This window comes from Paenibacillus hebaui (genome assembly GCF_051934385.1).
GTDB lineage: Bacteria > Bacillota > Bacilli > Paenibacillales > Paenibacillaceae > Paenibacillus.
Genome location: NZ_CP196836.1, coordinates 4,755,064 through 4,771,792, shown reverse-complemented (window position 1 = coordinate 4,771,792; position 16,729 = coordinate 4,755,064). Strand labels below are relative to the sequence as shown.

Annotated in this window: 17 protein-coding genes; 11 read left to right on the top strand and 6 right to left on the bottom strand. The window is 46.2% G+C overall.

Translation table 11 applies throughout. The features are described from left to right. Nucleotides 1–358: 358 nt before the first annotated feature. Both ACR32F_RS21640 and ACR32F_RS21635 read right to left on the bottom strand, forming a co-directional pair. Nucleotides 359–592, bottom strand: a complete 234-nt coding sequence (locus ACR32F_RS21640; protein WP_091018200.1) for a hypothetical protein — start codon at nt 590–592, stop codon at nt 359–361. Further along, complete coding sequence (locus tag ACR32F_RS21635) at nt 589–1,626, bottom strand: nucleotide-binding protein (RefSeq protein WP_440110637.1); 1,038 nt, start codon at nt 1,624–1,626, stop codon at nt 589–591. The genes ACR32F_RS21640 and ACR32F_RS21635 overlap by 4 nt, the downstream gene beginning before the upstream one ends. A gap of 964 nt (nt 1,627–2,590) precedes the next feature. Between ACR32F_RS21635 and ACR32F_RS21630 the strand changes: the two genes are divergently transcribed. Further along, on the top strand, nt 2,591–3,319 hold the full coding sequence (locus tag ACR32F_RS21630) for a YitT family protein (RefSeq protein WP_440110635.1): 729 nt from the start codon (nt 2,591–2,593) through the stop codon (nt 3,317–3,319). Between the two features lie 248 nt (nt 3,320–3,567). On the opposite strand, the gene ACR32F_RS21625 is transcribed toward ACR32F_RS21630, so the two are convergent. Beyond that, on the bottom strand, nt 3,568–4,041 hold the full coding sequence (locus ACR32F_RS21625; RefSeq protein WP_440110633.1) for a DUF2188 domain-containing protein: 474 nt from the start codon (nt 4,039–4,041) through the stop codon (nt 3,568–3,570). Between the two features lie 237 nt (nt 4,042–4,278). Between ACR32F_RS21625 and ACR32F_RS21620 the strand changes: the two genes are divergently transcribed. The 3 genes from ACR32F_RS21620 (at nt 4,279) to ACR32F_RS21610 (ending at nt 7,102) form a co-directional block, all read left to right on the top strand. Beyond that, the gene (locus tag ACR32F_RS21620) at nt 4,279–5,079 is read left to right on the top strand and encodes a lipid II flippase Amj family protein (RefSeq protein ID WP_440110631.1); all 801 of its coding nucleotides are present in this window, start codon (nt 4,279–4,281) and stop codon (nt 5,077–5,079) included. Nucleotides 5,080–5,213: 134 nt separating this feature from the next. Further along, complete coding sequence (locus tag ACR32F_RS21615; RefSeq protein ID WP_440110629.1) at nt 5,214–5,828, top strand: TetR family transcriptional regulator C-terminal domain-containing protein; 615 nt, start codon at nt 5,214–5,216, stop codon at nt 5,826–5,828. 74 nt (nt 5,829–5,902) lie between these two features. After that, entirely contained in the window at nt 5,903–7,102 is a 1,200-nt protein-coding gene (locus ACR32F_RS21610) for an MFS transporter (protein ID WP_440110627.1), read from the top strand. Nucleotides 7,103–7,392: 290 nt separating this feature from the next. Here the strand turns inward: ACR32F_RS21610 and msrA are convergent, their stop codons facing one another. Next, nucleotides 7,393–8,355: a peptide-methionine (S)-S-oxide reductase MsrA gene (gene msrA / locus ACR32F_RS21605; protein ID WP_440110625.1), complete on the bottom strand. Its 963-nt coding sequence runs from the start codon at nt 8,353–8,355 to the stop codon at nt 7,393–7,395. Between the two features lie 269 nt (nt 8,356–8,624). After that, nucleotides 8,625–9,236, bottom strand: a complete 612-nt coding sequence (locus tag ACR32F_RS21600) for a TVP38/TMEM64 family protein (RefSeq protein WP_440110623.1) — start codon at nt 9,234–9,236, stop codon at nt 8,625–8,627. 199 nt (nt 9,237–9,435) lie between these two features. Between ACR32F_RS21600 and ACR32F_RS21595 the strand changes: the two genes are divergently transcribed. Next, nucleotides 9,436–10,374: a Gfo/Idh/MocA family protein gene (locus ACR32F_RS21595; RefSeq protein ID WP_440110621.1), complete on the top strand. Its 939-nt coding sequence runs from the start codon at nt 9,436–9,438 to the stop codon at nt 10,372–10,374. Between the two features lie 81 nt (nt 10,375–10,455). Further along, on the top strand, nt 10,456–10,770 hold the full coding sequence (locus ACR32F_RS21590) for a hypothetical protein (protein ID WP_440110619.1): 315 nt from the start codon (nt 10,456–10,458) through the stop codon (nt 10,768–10,770). A 159-nt stretch (nt 10,771–10,929) separates the two neighbouring features. Here the strand turns inward: ACR32F_RS21590 and ACR32F_RS21585 are convergent, their stop codons facing one another. Then, nucleotides 10,930–11,748 carry an AraC family transcriptional regulator gene (locus tag ACR32F_RS21585; protein WP_440110617.1) on the bottom strand — a complete coding sequence of 273 codons (819 nt, stop codon included), beginning with the start codon at nt 11,746–11,748 and terminating at the stop codon, nt 10,930–10,932. Nucleotides 11,749–11,937: 189 nt separating this feature from the next. Here ACR32F_RS21585 and ACR32F_RS21580 point away from each other — a divergent pair, with 189 nt between their 5' ends. From ACR32F_RS21580 to ACR32F_RS21560, 5 genes are all read left to right on the top strand, one after another. Continuing rightward, entirely contained in the window at nt 11,938–13,050 is a 1,113-nt protein-coding gene (locus tag ACR32F_RS21580) for a Gfo/Idh/MocA family protein (protein WP_440110615.1), read from the top strand. Between the two features lie 381 nt (nt 13,051–13,431). Then, complete coding sequence (locus tag ACR32F_RS21575) at nt 13,432–14,400, top strand: sugar phosphate isomerase/epimerase family protein (protein ID WP_440110613.1); 969 nt, start codon at nt 13,432–13,434, stop codon at nt 14,398–14,400. 24 nt (nt 14,401–14,424) lie between these two features. Next, nucleotides 14,425–15,153, top strand: coding sequence for a ThuA domain-containing protein (locus tag ACR32F_RS21570; RefSeq protein ID WP_440110611.1), 729 nt, complete (start codon nt 14,425–14,427; stop codon nt 15,151–15,153). Nucleotides 15,154–15,487: 334 nt separating this feature from the next. Next, the gene (locus tag ACR32F_RS21565; RefSeq protein WP_440119972.1) at nt 15,488–15,784 is read left to right on the top strand and encodes a winged helix-turn-helix transcriptional regulator; all 297 of its coding nucleotides are present in this window, start codon (nt 15,488–15,490) and stop codon (nt 15,782–15,784) included. A gap of 176 nt (nt 15,785–15,960) precedes the next feature. Beyond that, nucleotides 15,961–16,692 (top strand): hypothetical protein, encoded by a 732-nt coding sequence (locus ACR32F_RS21560; protein WP_440110610.1) that lies wholly within the window; start codon nt 15,961–15,963, stop codon nt 16,690–16,692. The last annotated feature ends 37 nt before the right edge of the window (nt 16,693–16,729 follow it).

The window sequence follows — 16,729 nt, the reverse complement described above, 5'->3', positions numbered from 1 at the left end:
ATTGGAAGGGGCTTATCCCCCATTTTTGCTCAGGCTGAAGGTGTTGAAATAGGGACAGGCCATCTCCAAAATAAGGTATAATTTATGGGTTTTGCAGGAAACCTAAGGGCATGAAGAAAACGACATGATGCAATGTAAGCTACTACAAAAGTAATTACAGATATGCTTACGACAATGAATGATTACAAAATTGAGTTGAAACTGGAATGACAAGAGTGAAGCAGGATGACGCCGTAACACGATGCCGAGAGCAGTTTATTTTTATGGAAAATGAACAACAAAAAAGCCCCTGCCTTGGGCGGCGGGGCCTATGGTATACTGCCGATTCAGCGGCAGGCTTGATGAAGTGTACAGAAATTTAAGCGAGATATTGAGGCTTTTCGTAGAACGCCTCTTTTTCAAGGATGACCTTATACGGTCTTTCCTTGCCCTTCAGGGACGGACCAATCGTAGTCAACGGTACTGCCGGTTTGTGGAAACGATCTTCTTCCTTAGGTTCCGGAACCGGTCGTGATGATTCGGGCGCAGAACTGAGGCGTACCTTTTTTTCATTGCCCCAGCGCTTGCTTATTTTTTTCGTTTCCGGTTTCATTCCGGTTCGCCTCCTAACAAATCGTTGATGGCGTTGAACAGTTGACGATTCTGCAAGTCAATCTGCTGAAATACCGCCTCATCCGCTTCAATGTGACCAATAATGTGAACAGTAATCACGTACCTCTTGGCTACAGGATAGCATAGCAGGTACTCTTTCTCAAGGTAATCATCATACAGGTTGATCTTGATTTTGTTCTCCAGGTACGAATCGATGACCAGAATACGCTTCGGATCATCAGGTTGCTTGTCGTCATTGGCGGACAAGTCATATTTTCTTCCCGGTTCTCCAACATTACCACATAATTGCTCAATATAACCACTGTCATCTGTACGGTATATGGCTGTGCCGCGCACAGCGAATGGAGGATGAGAGACAAAAGCACTTCGAAGCGCATCGCTCATTCGGTCCAGCATGATGGAATCTGCTTTGCGGGTGCGCAGCAATTCCCTAAAGAATCGCAGCAACTTGAGCAGCTGCACCCGCGCCTCTCCTTCAGACAGTTTATGCTTCTCAATGATTTTCTCCACTTCGGGATCGCTCCAACGTCCTTGTTCCTCGATACTGTCTGCGATTTTGGAACAGGCTACCGAGACGGCTGGCGCCCATTTTCCGTCAGAACGAATTTCATATACCAATGGATTTAATCCCAACAGATCGGTTGGCATGCGTAGCCCTTCGACCTTTGTGGCGTCTTTGATGTCTGTAATATCCTCAGGAAGAATGAAAAAAATACGCTTTCGCCCCAGACGGCCCATAAACAGACCCATTTCCAGCATTGTATTATCACGGATTGAGGCATAGTACTTCCCACGAATTTTGGATATATCATCGGGATGAAAAATAAAGATGGCAAAGTCTGTCGTGCGTACTTCTGCTTCCAGATCGTCCATCGTATAACTGCTTGGATTAAAGACTCCGGAGTACCAAGGGGTAACTTCGGCCGAGAAACGCAAGTTTTCGTGTACTGCGGCTGCAATCGGCTTCGCTTCCAGCGAGCAGCCAATAAAGACTCTTGGCTTTAACGTTTTCATCAATCCGCCTCGCTTAAACGGTAGTGGGATTCAATTGTTATATTATACCATAAAAAGGAGAGTAAGTCTGAAAACGGTCTAAACTAAACAAAGAATAAGCCGACTACACTTGTTATAGTGTATGTGTGACGGGGGAATGATTCCTTTAAAATCCGCGGAAAAATAAAAAAAGGCCCCAAATTGTCACAGTTGGGTGACTGGATAGTTATATTTGGAAGCTTCAGTCATAGAATGAAGGAGCAGGATGCACCATTCGGAAGCATTGCTTGTCCTGGTGTGGCTGTTTGCCTGCTGGAGCAGCCCAGAGCCTGTTTTATGCGCATTTTTGAAGGGGTTGCTGTTTCGACCCACTCCCGTCGGTGTTATATAATAGAAGTACAAGCAAGTTAGCCATGGAGTTTAAATTGAATAGAAAATTTACACGTATGGATATAAGATGAACTCGACAGTTACACGAAAACGAAGAGTGCAGAACCCGTCTGGAGAAGCGAAGCGTTCGCCTAAAAGCTTTCTGAAAGAAAGCTGCTTCGGAAGCATAAGCTATCACAGGATTTTCCCTTAGGAAAAGGGAATCAAAAAAATCCGGGGATAACAGCGATCGAAAGAGGGGTACTGCAATCGAAGTGGCTAAGTGTAAAGTTCATATGTTCAAGCTTGTGCATAGTGTAATATTCAGATCAGTTTAACTTGGCATAGCTAACCACAACAGAACAGAAAGGATCAGGATACCATGAGTTCCCGAAGGACAATCTCCCCAAGGACAATCTGGAAACGTTACGATCTCTCATACACATAGCGCCCCTTGTAGAGTACACCAACCGTATCCAAAAAAAACGGCTGACTCTGCGAAAGAGGGGATTGGAATGAATATTCGAAGGACGTACACGATGATTTCTTCCAGGCTTGCCTTTTGCAGGGTACGGTCGGTCTAACAAACCAACCTACAAACTGCGAGGGAACCTGAATGAAGAGAACATCGTTAACCTTACAACACGTTAAAACAGAGGCGATCAAGTTCGCCATTATGCTACTCGGTACATTTATTTTGGCTTTTGCCTATTATCACATTAACTTTCAAAATCATTTATCGGAGGGCGGATTTGTCGGTCTGGCCCTGCTAGGAAAATACGCGACAGGTTTATCACCTGCCATCGGCATGTTGTTGCTCGATATCCCGGTCATGATAGTGGCCTGGTACATCAAGGGCTGGAAGTTCATGATTCAGGCGTTGCTAGGTGTAGGCGCATTTTCCCTATTCTATGACGGCTTTGAGCGATACTCGACATTGGTGATATCATTCAACGGAAATCTGTGGATTCCGGCAGTTCTATCCGGTGTATTGACAGGGGTAGGCGCTGGAATCGTGCTTCGATTCGGCGGAGCGACAGGCGGAGACGATATTCTCGCCGTGCTGGTTAGCCGCTGGAAGGGATGGAAGCTGGGAACGGTCTTTTTTGTCAGCGATGCTTTTGTATTGGGATTGTCGCTGTTCTTTCTCCCGGTAAAAGAAACTTTATATACGATTCTGGCCGTATGGATTGCCAGCAAAGTCATTACGTACGTAGTCAGTGTTCCGGCTCGCGGAACCGTTGTTACGACTTCAGCTGTGAAATTGCCGATACCATCTGCTGCAGCGAAGGCCGTTAGTGTTGCGTCACAACGAGCTCCCGTGGCTAGAGGGGTATCTCACTAACCATACGTTAATCCATTCAGGATGAGCATCATGCAATAAACGAAATAAAATTACGGAATTCCTCCTAACCTGAATGAACCAAATTCAGATTAGATGGTTTCGGCTCATAACAAAGCCCTTTCACTGCTTTATGGGACTTATTCCATAAGCAGCGGAAGGGCTTTTTGCATCGCTCCAATGCATGACTAGAGCTGTATGGGCTGTATGTTTCCGAATCTCTGATGTCATAAATTCATAAATCAGCGTATTCAAGGCTTGATGGAAGAGGAGATTTGACCGTCTTTATTATGGATAATAGCCCGAATATTTTGTTTGTTGCTCATTTCTTTGGCGGCATCCACGGCCTCGGTCTTGGTGGGGAATGTAGACAATGCTTTGGATTGTCCTTCTTCCTTGATTGCCCAACCGGAGTCTATGGGGACCACATGAATATTGTCATGACTTTTGGAAGAAGCAACCGGCTCAGAATGCCGTCGTTCGGAAGACGAAGTTTCGTGGTTCGACGGTTTGTCTGATGAGGATGACTTCGAGTCCTGCTTCGAACCCTCGGATACCGGATGATTCTCATCCCATTCTTCCGCTTTTGCCGTAGCGATGGCAATGGAGCGCCCTTCCTCATACCCGTCATCCAACAGGGCATTCGCGATTTCAATCGCCTTATCTCTAATACGTGGCTCCAGGTTTTTCATGGAAACCGGATAATCCTGTTTGTTCCAAGGCATCTTGATTCCCTCCTGTACAATAATAATGAGTTAGTTGTATATTACCCTGTACAGAAAAGGGTAAACGACCACCGTGGATGTGTACTGCCGGATATGCCTTTCATTATCTACTCGTTATCGGCCATGCTCATCACGATTCTTGCACTTCCTTTCTATACTTTTATGTGTATGAGGAGTATAATGCTGTCACATGAATGGAAAAAGTTCAATAACAGGAAGATAAAGGAGTACATACATATGTTTAGTCTTAGCCTGGCAATTCCCATGCTGTTCACCATGCTGATTCATGCCGCAGACAGCCTGTCTTATGCGCTTCGTCTTGGTGGCTTGCGCACGCGTAGAATTGCTCTAGCCCTCTCTTTGTCGGGGATCTTGCTTCTGGTCTCCCGAACATCCAATATGGCCCAGGGGCCGATGGTAGGCAATTTGGTGGATACCGCCACGAATGGAGCGAACGCGCATTTTGCCGCGCAGTTACACTGGTTAATGGGTGCGGCAACCATAGGAACAGCATTAGCCGTATTATGTTTCCCAACCATGGTAAAGCTCTCATCGAGAATGGTTGTGCATTTTGAAGCAGCCGGTTCCATCCCGGCGATGGTTCGGGGTATGCTGAAGCGGAGCAAGATTAGAAATGCAGCGTATTACATCACTCCGCCATCCTGGAAGATGGCCAAACGATTAGTACAGCACGGCATGCCAAGACGGTTAATGATGCTGAATGTAGCAGTAACGGCAATTTACACTACTGGTGTTTTATCCAGTTTGTACGCAGCGTACCTTTATCCAGGGCAGGCTGTAGCGGCATCCCAATCGACTGGGCTAATTAACGGAATCGCCACCATTTTGCTGACGATCCTGATTGATCCGCGAATTTCTCTCCTCAGTGACAAATCATTACGTGGAGAGATCCGTTTGGATCGGATGAACCAGATATACGGCTGTATGCTGGTATCCCGCCTGTTCGGTACAGTTTTGGCACAGTTATTATTAATTCCATTTGCGTATTGGATTGGTTGGATTGTAAGTATGATGTGACGACTACTTTCCTGAAATGTAGCCAGGTACTCTCTTATACATCTTCTGAAGGAGATAAGAGGGTGCCTATGCCACGTTGAATTGACGGGGGATTTTAGCTGTGATACTATTAGACCGAATAGTCGGTTTAGTTTATGGAGGTTTTTCCAATCGAAGTCAAACGCAGAAAAGATGTTGCTCAGATTAAGAAAGACATTGCGCGTAATACCAAAGAACTGTTTGCCCAAAAGGGATATAGTGCAACTTCCATGGAAGACATATGTACGATTAACAATCGGAGTAAAGGCAGTATCTATTATCATTTCAAAAGCAAAGAAGAGCTTTTTATGTATCTGATCAAGCTTAATAATGAAGATTGGATGGATGCTTGGCTGGACAAAGAATCCGGGTATGAGACAGCCATAGACAAACTGTACGGACTTGCTGATCATTACGTGGATGACTTGGCGAATCCGCTGAATAACGCCATTAATGAGTTTGTCTCTGGTCAGGTCGTCAGCCAGGAGATGCTCGATGAGATGTTATCCCTGATCCGAATTCCGTATGCGACTTATGAGTCCATTATTTCTAAAGGGATGGAGGACGGGGAGTTAAAGCTGGATGACCCACAGGATGTAATGCACATTATCTACGGTCTGTTTAACGGATTGACTACACTGTATTACGAGAAGGACCTGACGGATATCCGGCGTCTCTACAAAAAAGGCATTGCCAGCCTTTTAGCTGGTATCCAACAACTTCAACAATGAAAAGCTGATGTAACGTCAGTTTTTCTTTTTGAACAATAATAAACCGGACAGTCGGTTTAAAAAGGAGATGGAGAATGAACACATTGTTCAGGAACAAAGCTTTTCTTATCGTCACAGGGTCAGATCTGCTGCAAAATCTAGCGATATGGATACGAAATATGGCGATTCTCTATTATGTGATGGGTCAAACCCAAGGAAATCCAATAGCGGTCTCCCTGATTACTGTACTTGAATATGCCCCGATTTTTGTGTTCTCCATCATTGGCGGTGCATTTGCTGATCGCTGGCATCCCAAACGTACGATGATACTGGGCGACATCCTGAGTGCCATGTCCATTGTCATGATTATTGCCGTTTTATCTTCCGGTTATTGGCAGATCTTGTATGTTGCCACTTTTGTATCCTCTATCGTTAGCCAGTTTTCTCAGCCATCCTCTCTGAAGATTGTGAAGCGAAATGTAAAAGGAGAACATATGCAATCTGCCATTGCTATTACACAGAGTGGTCAATCCATGTTTTTAATTCTCGGACCTATCGTCGGAACCTTTGTATACACTGCAATGGGGATTCAGGCATCCATGTACGCATTACTCATTCTATTCCTGACCTCTGCGGTTCTACTGACGTTTCTGCCCAAGGATTCCACTCAGCGGGAAGCAAATACCTCATTATTTGCGGATATTAAGGAGGGCTGGCAATATGTCGGCCAATCCCGTTCGTTGAAAATGCTTAGTTTGGTATTCGCTTGCGTGGGGCTTTCTTCAGGTCTCATCAGCCCGCTTGAAATATTTCTGATTACTGAACGTTTGGGCCTTGAGCAGACATCGTTACAGTTCCTGTCCGGTGCATCTGGATTGGGTTTGTTGATCGGAGGGGGTATCGCTGCCGCTATCAGTAGCAAGTTGAATCAAACGAGGACTCTAATGACAGGTGTGCTGTGTCTGGTCTTAACCATGATGGGAGAAGTGGTTTCGAGTTGGTTCTGGCTGACCCTTGTGATGAGCTTCCTGAGTGCGATTAGTCTAGCTTTTATCAACATCATTATCTCCACGTACTTGGTTACCCAGATTGATGAGCGCTTGATCGGGAGAGTGAATGGTACCATCACACCCATATTCATGGGCGCCATGCTTCTCGGATCTTCCATGGCAGGGGTGCTTATGAATAACACATCCTTAGTTATTGTCTATGTCATCTCGGTTACCGTGATGATCCTGAGTATCCTTCCAGGTATGAGAATTCAATTTCGCAATGAGCAGCAGTCTGTTCCTTAGAACACTTTGAATTCGGAAGTCACGTCATACAAGGGCTGATCAGAGACCACTTCTTTATCAATCAGCAGTATAACCGAATCACGAAGCAGATCACCTGTGTATGGAGTGAGTATCATAGATGGCGGTGCAGCATATTAGCATCTTAGCCCAATCTTTAACAGGAAGCATGATTATTTAGTATCCCTATAACGCGTGTATCTGACGAAGGGGCTGTACATGTTTCTTCAGAAAAGGAATGTATACCAAAAAAGAGCAGCGGGTTCACCCGCTACTCTCTTTGGTATTCAATCTTATTGGAAAAGCACAGCATACTCGCCATAGCCTTCTTTTTGCAAATCTTCTTTGGGTACAAAACGAAGGGCCGCAGAGTTGATGCAATAACGCATGCCGCCAGCTTCGGCAGGACCATCGTTAAACAGGTGACCCAGATGGGAATCGCCTTCACGGCTTCTCACTTCGGTACGAATCATGAAGTGACTGAGATCCGTTTTTTCCTTCACGTTGTAGTCCCGAAGTGGACGTGTGAAGCTGGGCCAGCCGCAACCGGAATCATATTTATCCGTGGAACTGAACAACGGCTCACCAGAGACGATATCCACATAGATCCCGTCACCATGGTGATCCCAGAACTCGTTATGAAACGCTGGTTCGGTTGCACTGTTCTGGGTCACTTCGTATTGTAGCGGCGTCAGACGCTCTTTCAGGCCGTCTTTATCCACTTTACCGGACCAGTTGCGTTCGATAAAATCTACGCGTCCAGAGCCTTTGCTGTACCGTTTGTAGTGGGCAGGATTTTTGCGGTGGTAGCCTTGGTGATGTTCTTCCGCTTCATAGAACGGTTTGGCTGGTAAAATGGGCGTGAAGATCGGTTTGTCAAAACGTCCGCTTTGTGCCAAAGCCGCTTTGGAAGCTTCCGCGATCTGGCGTTGCTCTTCACTGTGATAGAAGATGGCTGTCTGATAGGATGAGCCACGGTCATGGAATTGTCCACCTGTATCCGTTGGGTCGATCTGTTGCCAGAACAGTTCTACGAGCTTCTCATAAGGGAAGATGGACGGGTCAAACGTAATTTGAACAGCCTCTACATGTCCTGTCGTTTCCGAGCAGACTTCCTCATAGGTTGGGTTCTCGGTATGTCCGCCTGTATAACCCGATACAATCTTATGGATACCGGGCAGTTCCTCAAAGGGGGATACCATACACCAGAAGCATCCGCCTGCAAAAGTTGCTAACTCACTTGAATGTTGTTCCATGCTATAGTCACTCCATTTCTGATGAAGATCCCGCGCTCGTGTTCGAGGTGTTGCTCCGCTTGTTTTGGACATTCGTCCAAAGCCAAAAGTCGCTCCATTTCGATCACTCGCTCCAGCAATCTACCTTTTTTATTGAAACTTGTTAACACAAGATCTTAGCTTACTCTTCTATTATATCCTGAATTGACAAGCCAACCAAGCAGGATCACAAAGAGGGTGAATCTGAATGACTTCTAAATCACTGCTGGACTATTTTTAAATGGTTGGATTCAGGCTTTTTTGCCCGAACGAAAGCGAAACAAAAGCAATATAATCGCCATGAGTACCAGATATCCAGCTAGAATAGCCAGACTCAGCCATATGGAAGTATCAGCTTGTGCCCCGGCATACGCAAAAACAAAAATCGCCGGCATCTTGCCGATTGCCGTGGCGACCATGAAGATCCAGAATGGCGTATATGTTATACCCGCATAGATATTAACCGCCATCTGAGGAACGACAGGCAGCAGACGCAGCGACATGACACCCATGAAGGGATGTGCTTCCATCCATGTCGTAAAACGATTCAGACCACGAATACGTTCAAGGTACGATCTCGCCTGATGCCTGAAGATCGTTCTTGCTCCGCCATAGACGAGCATTGCAGCAAGTGTTGTGCCCAGCCAGCATATCCAGGCTGCCGTTGTGGTACCGTAGCTGTAACCAAAGGCGATAATAACAAACTTATAAGGAATCACAGGCACAAGAGCAAACAACGTTGCCATAGCGAGTAAAAGTGGGATGGACTGATGGAGATCGGTCCAGGCCAGCAGTTCATATCTGTAAATAAACGTGACTACCGCAAGTAAAACATATACGAGAAGCCATAACCATTTTCGCAAAATCCCAAACGCTCCTTTCAGATCAGGCAGGTCTAACCGTGTCCCAATCCGTTCTACCTTACTTCTTAAGTTTACCACGTTCACCCATTCCGTGGGCAATTCGTGCTGGGGTGTGCTGCAATCACTGGCATGTTGCTGCGTGAAGGGTTACACTATAGGACGTAGAAATATTAGAACTCATCTGAAGGTGGAATGATTAATGGAAACAACCAAGCGTACTCGTGCTGCGATCATCGGACTCGGGGATATTGCACGTAAAGTATATTTGCCACTGTTGACTGCCCATTCGGACGTGGAAATTACGGGAATTATGAACCGTTCTCCAGAGCCAGTGAAGGAAATTCAGCATACCTATAGATTAAGCAATGGAACAACAGATATGAAAGAATTGTTGTCTTGGGATCTGGATGCAGTGTTTGTACATACAGCAACGGAAGCTCACTTTGACATTGTGATGCAATGTTTGGAACGGGGACTTGCTGTATACGTGGATAAGCCACTTTCTTACACATTGCGGGAATCGGAAGAGATGACGGCTTTTGCCGAGGCACAGGGTCTGTTGCTGGCAGTAGGCTTCAATCGCAGATTCGCACCGATGTACCAAAAAGCGAAGGAATGGATGCAAGGTGGATCAGGTTTTGAATCTCTGACAGTCACCAAGCACCGGACAGGCATCCAGGATCGTCCTGCTGCCGAAACCATCTATGATGATCTCATCCATATGCTTGACCTGATGCTGTGGTATTCGGATCACAATATAGAGCTGCTTCATCAATGGATACGCAAAAATGATCTGGACAGACTGCTGCATGCCTCAGGATCAGCGAAGCTGGGCAGAAAGGCGTATGGCAGTTTTGATATGGTGCGAGAGGCAGGAGCAGATCTGGAGAAGCTTGAATTGCATGGCGGCGGAAGATCGGTAGAAGTGGTGAACATGGAGATCGCCAGGTATGAGGAACGTGGGGGATTGCAACGCAAGGAGACGTTTGGTAGCTGGGATAACATCTTGACTCGCAGAGGATTTAGCGGAGCCATAGAGCAATTTTTGGCTAATCTTGAAACGCCGGATGATTGTGCAATCAGTGCGAGTCACGTCATGGACAGTCATGACCTGGCTGAGCAGCTTATAAGCGGTTAATTTTGCTTGAAGGATGGGGCGGGAGGTGAATGAGTCTTTCGCACCAATGCTCACGATATAGATATGGGAGGAAAGTACATCATGGATGAATATGAAAAAGAACGCAGTAAACAAATTGAAGAAGCTGTAATTGAAACCTATAAGAAGGAAGAAGAAATGATGATTCTGGTATTCGCTCAGTGGTGTGTGAACCATGGATTGGAACCAGAGGAGATGTATCGGCAGGCCTACCCCAACCAACAGAGCAATGAGCGTTTGCAGCAGGTGCTGAAGCTTGTCGTATCCAAGGAGGAAGCCGGTGAGATCCCGGACGATACCGTATTGGGCGTTCTGTCCATGTTTGGCAACGAAGATCTGGCCATGGTTGTATCCGATGCGATCGCCGCGCGCAAATAAGTTTCGGTTACGTATAATACCTTGTATCAGGGTGACTGCATAAATCAGGCTATGACTTCCAATCAACAGGATGGAGAGCGAAACGATGTTATTTCGTCTGCATCCTGTTGCCTGGGAGTGTTGGGAATCGAATGATGCCACAAAGGGTCCCATGCAGTCTTACATCTGTTCCCGATGAATGAGGCGGAATTCCTTGGGTGACATGCCAAAACGCGCACGGAATACTCGATGGAAATATGTATAGTTGTTAAAGCCCGAAGACTCGGCCACATGCTCCAGGGTCATTGGACTGAAAATGATCCTTTCCCTGGCCATATTGAGCCGCACGTCAAGTGTATACTGCATAATGCTTTTGCCAAATGCTTCTTTGAAGAGGTGAACTCCACGTGACACACTGATTCCGATGTGTGTTGCCACATCTTCAAGCTTGAACAGAGAGGAAGCGTTTTCTTCAATATAGTTCTTGATCTCATAAGCCACGTAGTTGGTGTTGGTAATCGTTGGATGCTCCGAGAGCAGACGATCCACTTCGAGACATAGAATCCGCATATAGTAACTTGAAATTTCAGGATAAGGGTTGGAAATGCGGCGCTGTTCCAGCACAAGCTGACGAAACAGGGTGAGCAGGCTTTCAGTCAGTTCCACCTTAATCCGGTTCGGTCGCTTGTGACGCTTCCACCACTCATCCACCCAGGAGCCGTTAAAGAAAATATGGTAGTCTCCACTCTCCACAAGTCGTTCTCCCATTGGATTGTATTCATTGTCTATTTTCAGCTCATATGGCTCGTCGGGATCAAAAAGAAGCAGATCGCCTGCATCAATTAATGTCATGGCCCCGTCAATACGCGAACGGCAGCGTCCGTCTGTTTGCAGTCTCAGCAGGTAGTTCTTCACTCCTTCAGGCTGCACCATAGTATAAGGTTTACGATGAAATGAGAAGCCTGCTGTAAGAACTTGGCAGGAATGATCTGTCGGCATGGGCATACTCCTTGCAATTTGAAAATTATGACCAGATAGTTCATGTTTCAATCATATTATTCATTTTAATTGAAGCCGAAACGGAATACCATAGTATTAAATTCAAGTACAAACATTCAAACGCAAACATTTCCATTATAAAACATGCAAGTACAGGTTCTCACCATTCATAAGGAGATGAACACCGCTGTGGAGAAAATGAAAGCAGGCATCATTGGTTGCGGTAACATTAGCGCCATTTATCTGGAAAATCTAAAAAATAATCCGTTCATCGAAATCGTGGCTGTTGCGGACTTGATCCGTGAACGGGCGCAGGAACGGGCAGATGAATTTAATATCGCAAACGTTTACAATGTAGATGAGTTGCTGCAAGATAATGAAATTGAGCTTGTGCTGAACCTCACGGTTCCTGGTAGTCATGCCATGACGGATCTGGCTGCCCTCGAAGCAGGCAAACATGTGTATGCCGAGAAACCACTGGCGATCTCTCTTGAGGATGGTCGCAAGGTTATCGAGCTGGCTGAGGAAAAAGGATTGTATGTTGGCTCGGCGCCAGACACCTTCCTCGGTTCAGGCATTCAGACAGCCCGCAAGGCGATTGAAGATGGATTGATTGGAAAGCCAATTGCGGCGACTTCATTCTTCATGGGCGGAGGGCCGGAAGCATGGCACCCGAATCCGGAGTTCTTTTATGTCGCAGGTGGTGGACCGATGTTCGATATGGGACCCTACTATCTGACAGCTCTGATTACGTTGCTTGGACCGATTCGCAGAATCAGTGCCTCGGCAGGGATTCAGATTACGGATCGCAAGATCGGCTCTGGACCTAAGGAAGGAACGCCTTTACGCGTGCAGACACCAACCCATCTGGCGGGAACTATTGATTTCTCGGAAGGCGCCATTGCCACAATGATTACCAGTTTCGATATTCGTGGAGCTTCAGATTTGCCACGAATTGAAATCTACGGCACGGAAGGCACACTCAGCGTACCGGACCCTAACTATTTTAATGGTGAAGTGAAGCTGCGCAGATACGGTCAGGATACGTGGGAAACCGTCGCACCAGCGTTTGAAAGTGGACAGAACGAACGTGGAATGGGTGTAAGAGAGATGGTCGAGTCCATTCGTGCCGGACGAGAACACAAGGCCAGTGGCAAGCTTGCTTATCATGTACTTGAAGCGATGCATGCGTTCCAGCGTTCTTCTCTTGAAGGTAAGCACATCCAGATGGAGAGCACTTATGATGCAGTAACAGCAACTCATGCGGAGGAAAATCAGACAGAGACGGTACAATCGCACTAATCATTTTGGACGAGGTGAACCAGTATATGTTGAAGATTGGATTACAGCTATATACGGGACGTGATGAATTGGAGCGTGATTTGAGCCGAATGGCTTGTTGTGGAACAGGATGAATGTCAGAACCCTCCACTGCAAAGCATCGAGAGCAGCATGAACTGGATCAAAAAATACGCGACTGACGTGGGAATAGTGCAAGTTTAAAAGCTACAGGTTGCCATTGCCAGTGAAATAACCAGTATTCTTACGTTCAATTTCAGGATAGAAACGCTCTTCATTTTCCACAATAATGATACAATTATGTGATCTGAACGGTTTAATTATGCAATTCAATGTTCATAGAACCAGCCATTATATGATATTTAATCCAGGGAGGAATCGCACTTGAAACTCGGCGTATTTTTGGTATTATTCGGAGGACGTAAATTGGAGGATGCACTTGATTATGTAGCATCTAAAGGCTTGAAAGCAGTAGAAATCGGAACTGGGGGACATCCAGGGAATGCTCATTGCAAGCCGGAGGAGTTGCTCAGTAACCAGGCGGCATTGAAAAACTTCAAAAATGCAGTAGAATCACGAGGCCTGACGATCAGCGCATTAAGCTGCCACGGTAACCCGCTCCATCCGCAAAAAGACCTTGCTAAAGGATTCCACGATGATTTTGTCAAATCGGTTGAGTTGGCCGAAAAACTGGAAGTACCTGTCGTAAATACATTTTCCGGGTGTCCGGGAGACCATGAGGATGCCAAATATCCGAACTGGCCTGTAGCGCCATGGCCGAATGATTTCCAGGAAATTTTGAAATGGCAATGGGAAAACAAAGTCATTCCATACTGGACTGAATGGGGCAAGTTTGCGGCAGATCGCAATGTCAAGGTTGGACTGGAGCTGCATGGCGGATTCTCGGTGCATACACCAGCTACCTTGCTGAGACTGCGTGAAGCAGCAGGTGAAGTAATTGGTGCCAACCTGGACCCAAGCCACATGTGGTGGCAAGGAATTGATCCGGTACAGGCCATTCACATTCTGGGACGGGAGAACGCGATCCATCACTTCCATGCCAAAGATACAACGATTGATCCAATAAACGTGAATAAACACGGTGTAACGGATATGCAAGATTATACCAATATGTTGGATCGGGCTTGGCAGTTCCGCTCGGTTGGTTATGGACATGACAATAAGACTTGGGCAGATATTATGAGTGCCTTGCGTCTGGTCGGATATGATTATGTGGTGAGTATTGAACACGAAGACGGTCTGATGTCGGTTGAAGAAGGATTCTCTAAAGCAGTGCAAAATCTCCAACAAGTATTGATTGAAGAACCGGTGGGAGATATGTGGTGGGTTTAGAGCTACACTAGGGGGAAATTGAATATGATTAACGTCACCATTTGGAATGAATTTGTCCATGAGAAAATTCACGATGAAGTAAGGGAAGTCTACCCGGACGGTCTGCACCGTGCGCTGGCTGACGGACTGGGAGGCGAAGGCTTTGCCATTCGTACTGCAACACTGGATCAGCCTGAGCACGGATTAAGTGATGAAGTGCTGAATTCCACGGATGTGCTTATATGGTGGGGACATATGGCACATGATCGGGTGAGTGATGAGATTTCACAAAAGGTTGCACAGCGGGTCCTGAACGGGATGGGTATGATTGTGCTGCACTCTGGTCACTTCTCCAAGCCATTCAAGGCGCTTATGGGCACAAGCTGTGATTTGAAATGGCGTGTAGCAGATGAGCAGGAGATTGTCTGGTGTGTGAATCCGTCCCATCCGATTGCCGATGGCATCGAGGGCAAGATTGTGTTGGAAAAAGAAGAAATGTATGGAGAATTCTTCGATATTCCGGTACCGGATGAGCTGGTGTTTGTAAGCAACTTCCAGGGTGGAGAGGTATTCCGGAGCGGATGTACATTCCGCCGCGGTGAAGGTAAAATCTTTTATTTCCGTCCAGGTCATGAGACATATCCGACCTATTACAAACCGGAAATATTAAGAGTCATCAGCAATGCAGTGAAATGGGCTTATCCTGCCCACAGCTTTAAGCCGGAATTCGGCAAGAGTGAACCTGTAAGACCATTTGGTGGCGTGCTGGTCTAAGCTGCAAATTAGCTTCCTGAATGGACATAGATAACGTATACCTAAGCGCAAACCCAAGAACCCTTCTCCAAGTCATTAATGACTGTGGCAGTTGGGTTCTTTTTGGGTAAGATAGTAGCATGGGGAAGTTATACGATATTTCCCATGGTTACTAAACCGGGTGTCATGTATACTGTGATGTATAATCGAAATAGGGTTATGCCTATAAAATTTCAACTTTTTAGCGGCAGACGTTTTCTTTGAGACTTAAATGTGTTAATATGAAATATACTAACTAAACGTAAGTTGAGTGATCTCTGAAGAGGTGATTAATGTGGAAGGCCAAGATCTGCGGATGTGTCCGCGCTTTGAGACGGCGTTTTCCTTTCTGGGCAAGCGCTGGAACGGTCTGATTATTCAAACGTTGATGAGTGGTTCGAAGCGATTCAAGGATATCTCCAATCTGATTCCATCGATGAGTGACAAGATGTTGTCGGAACGGATGAAGGATCTGGAGAGTGAAGGAATTTTGACTCGTCATGTCTATCCTGAGACGCCGGTTCGTATCGAATATGAGCTGACAGAGAAGGGTAAGGCGTTGCAGCCAGTAATGAATCAGATTCAGGACTGGGCTGAGCACTGGGTTGATTAGGTAGCAGACACCCAGGCTGAATTTATCGAATTATGAACGAACGAATAGACAAAGGCTCTTGATTTCCGCGGAAATCAGGAGTTTTTGTTATATGGGTTCTGCACATGTTGTTCTGAGTTGTAGTATAATTGTAAGAAAAATGGCCGCAGGCGGCCGGAGCGAGGAGGCCACTTGTCATGAGAGAAGAAAGCTTATCCCGTGAAGTACGCTACGGCAAGCAAGATATTGCTGAACTTGAGAGCGCATCCATTCAGGTACATCTGATCTACAAAAAAGCTGCGGAGTTATTCAAACGAACTGCATATTCCCGTTCGGGGAAGGATGATCTTCCAGAAGAGCATACGTATTCTGCGAGCAGCAATGGTCAAGGTTCGGCTCCGGCGGTATTGCAAAAATGGATTCAAACGTCCAGAGGATGGAAGTGTATCGGCTGTGAACTGAGGCAGCCCGACCCCATAGGGATTCAGGCCGAGACTACATTTCATGAAGAACGTCTGTTTCTTAATGTTGGAGAAGGCCATTTTGTACAGGCGGAAATGTTGATCCAAGCGATTGTATGGTCGCAATACGAGAAGATCCGATTGTTTCAGCCCTGGCTCGGTGATGACACATTTTATACGGTGCAGGAACTGGATGTGATTGCCCGTTATATCGTACCTACGTATTTCTCAGAGCGCCCTTTACATGAGCAGGGGAAAGGATTCAAGGTACACCATTCCCGTGGTCGAATTCCACTGTATCAGGAGTATGTGGATGCACCTTCATTCTGCGTACAAGTGGACGGGGGAATGTTAGAGGGCCGTTTGTTGACAGGCGTTTATGTGTTGGAGGAACAGTTTTTGGGACTCAATCCTTATCTGAAAGATGGGGACGGGGGCCGGACTTACATGCAGGCTTGTGTCCAGTAATAACGTAACTGGATATGCGTTAACGACGATTTGTTTA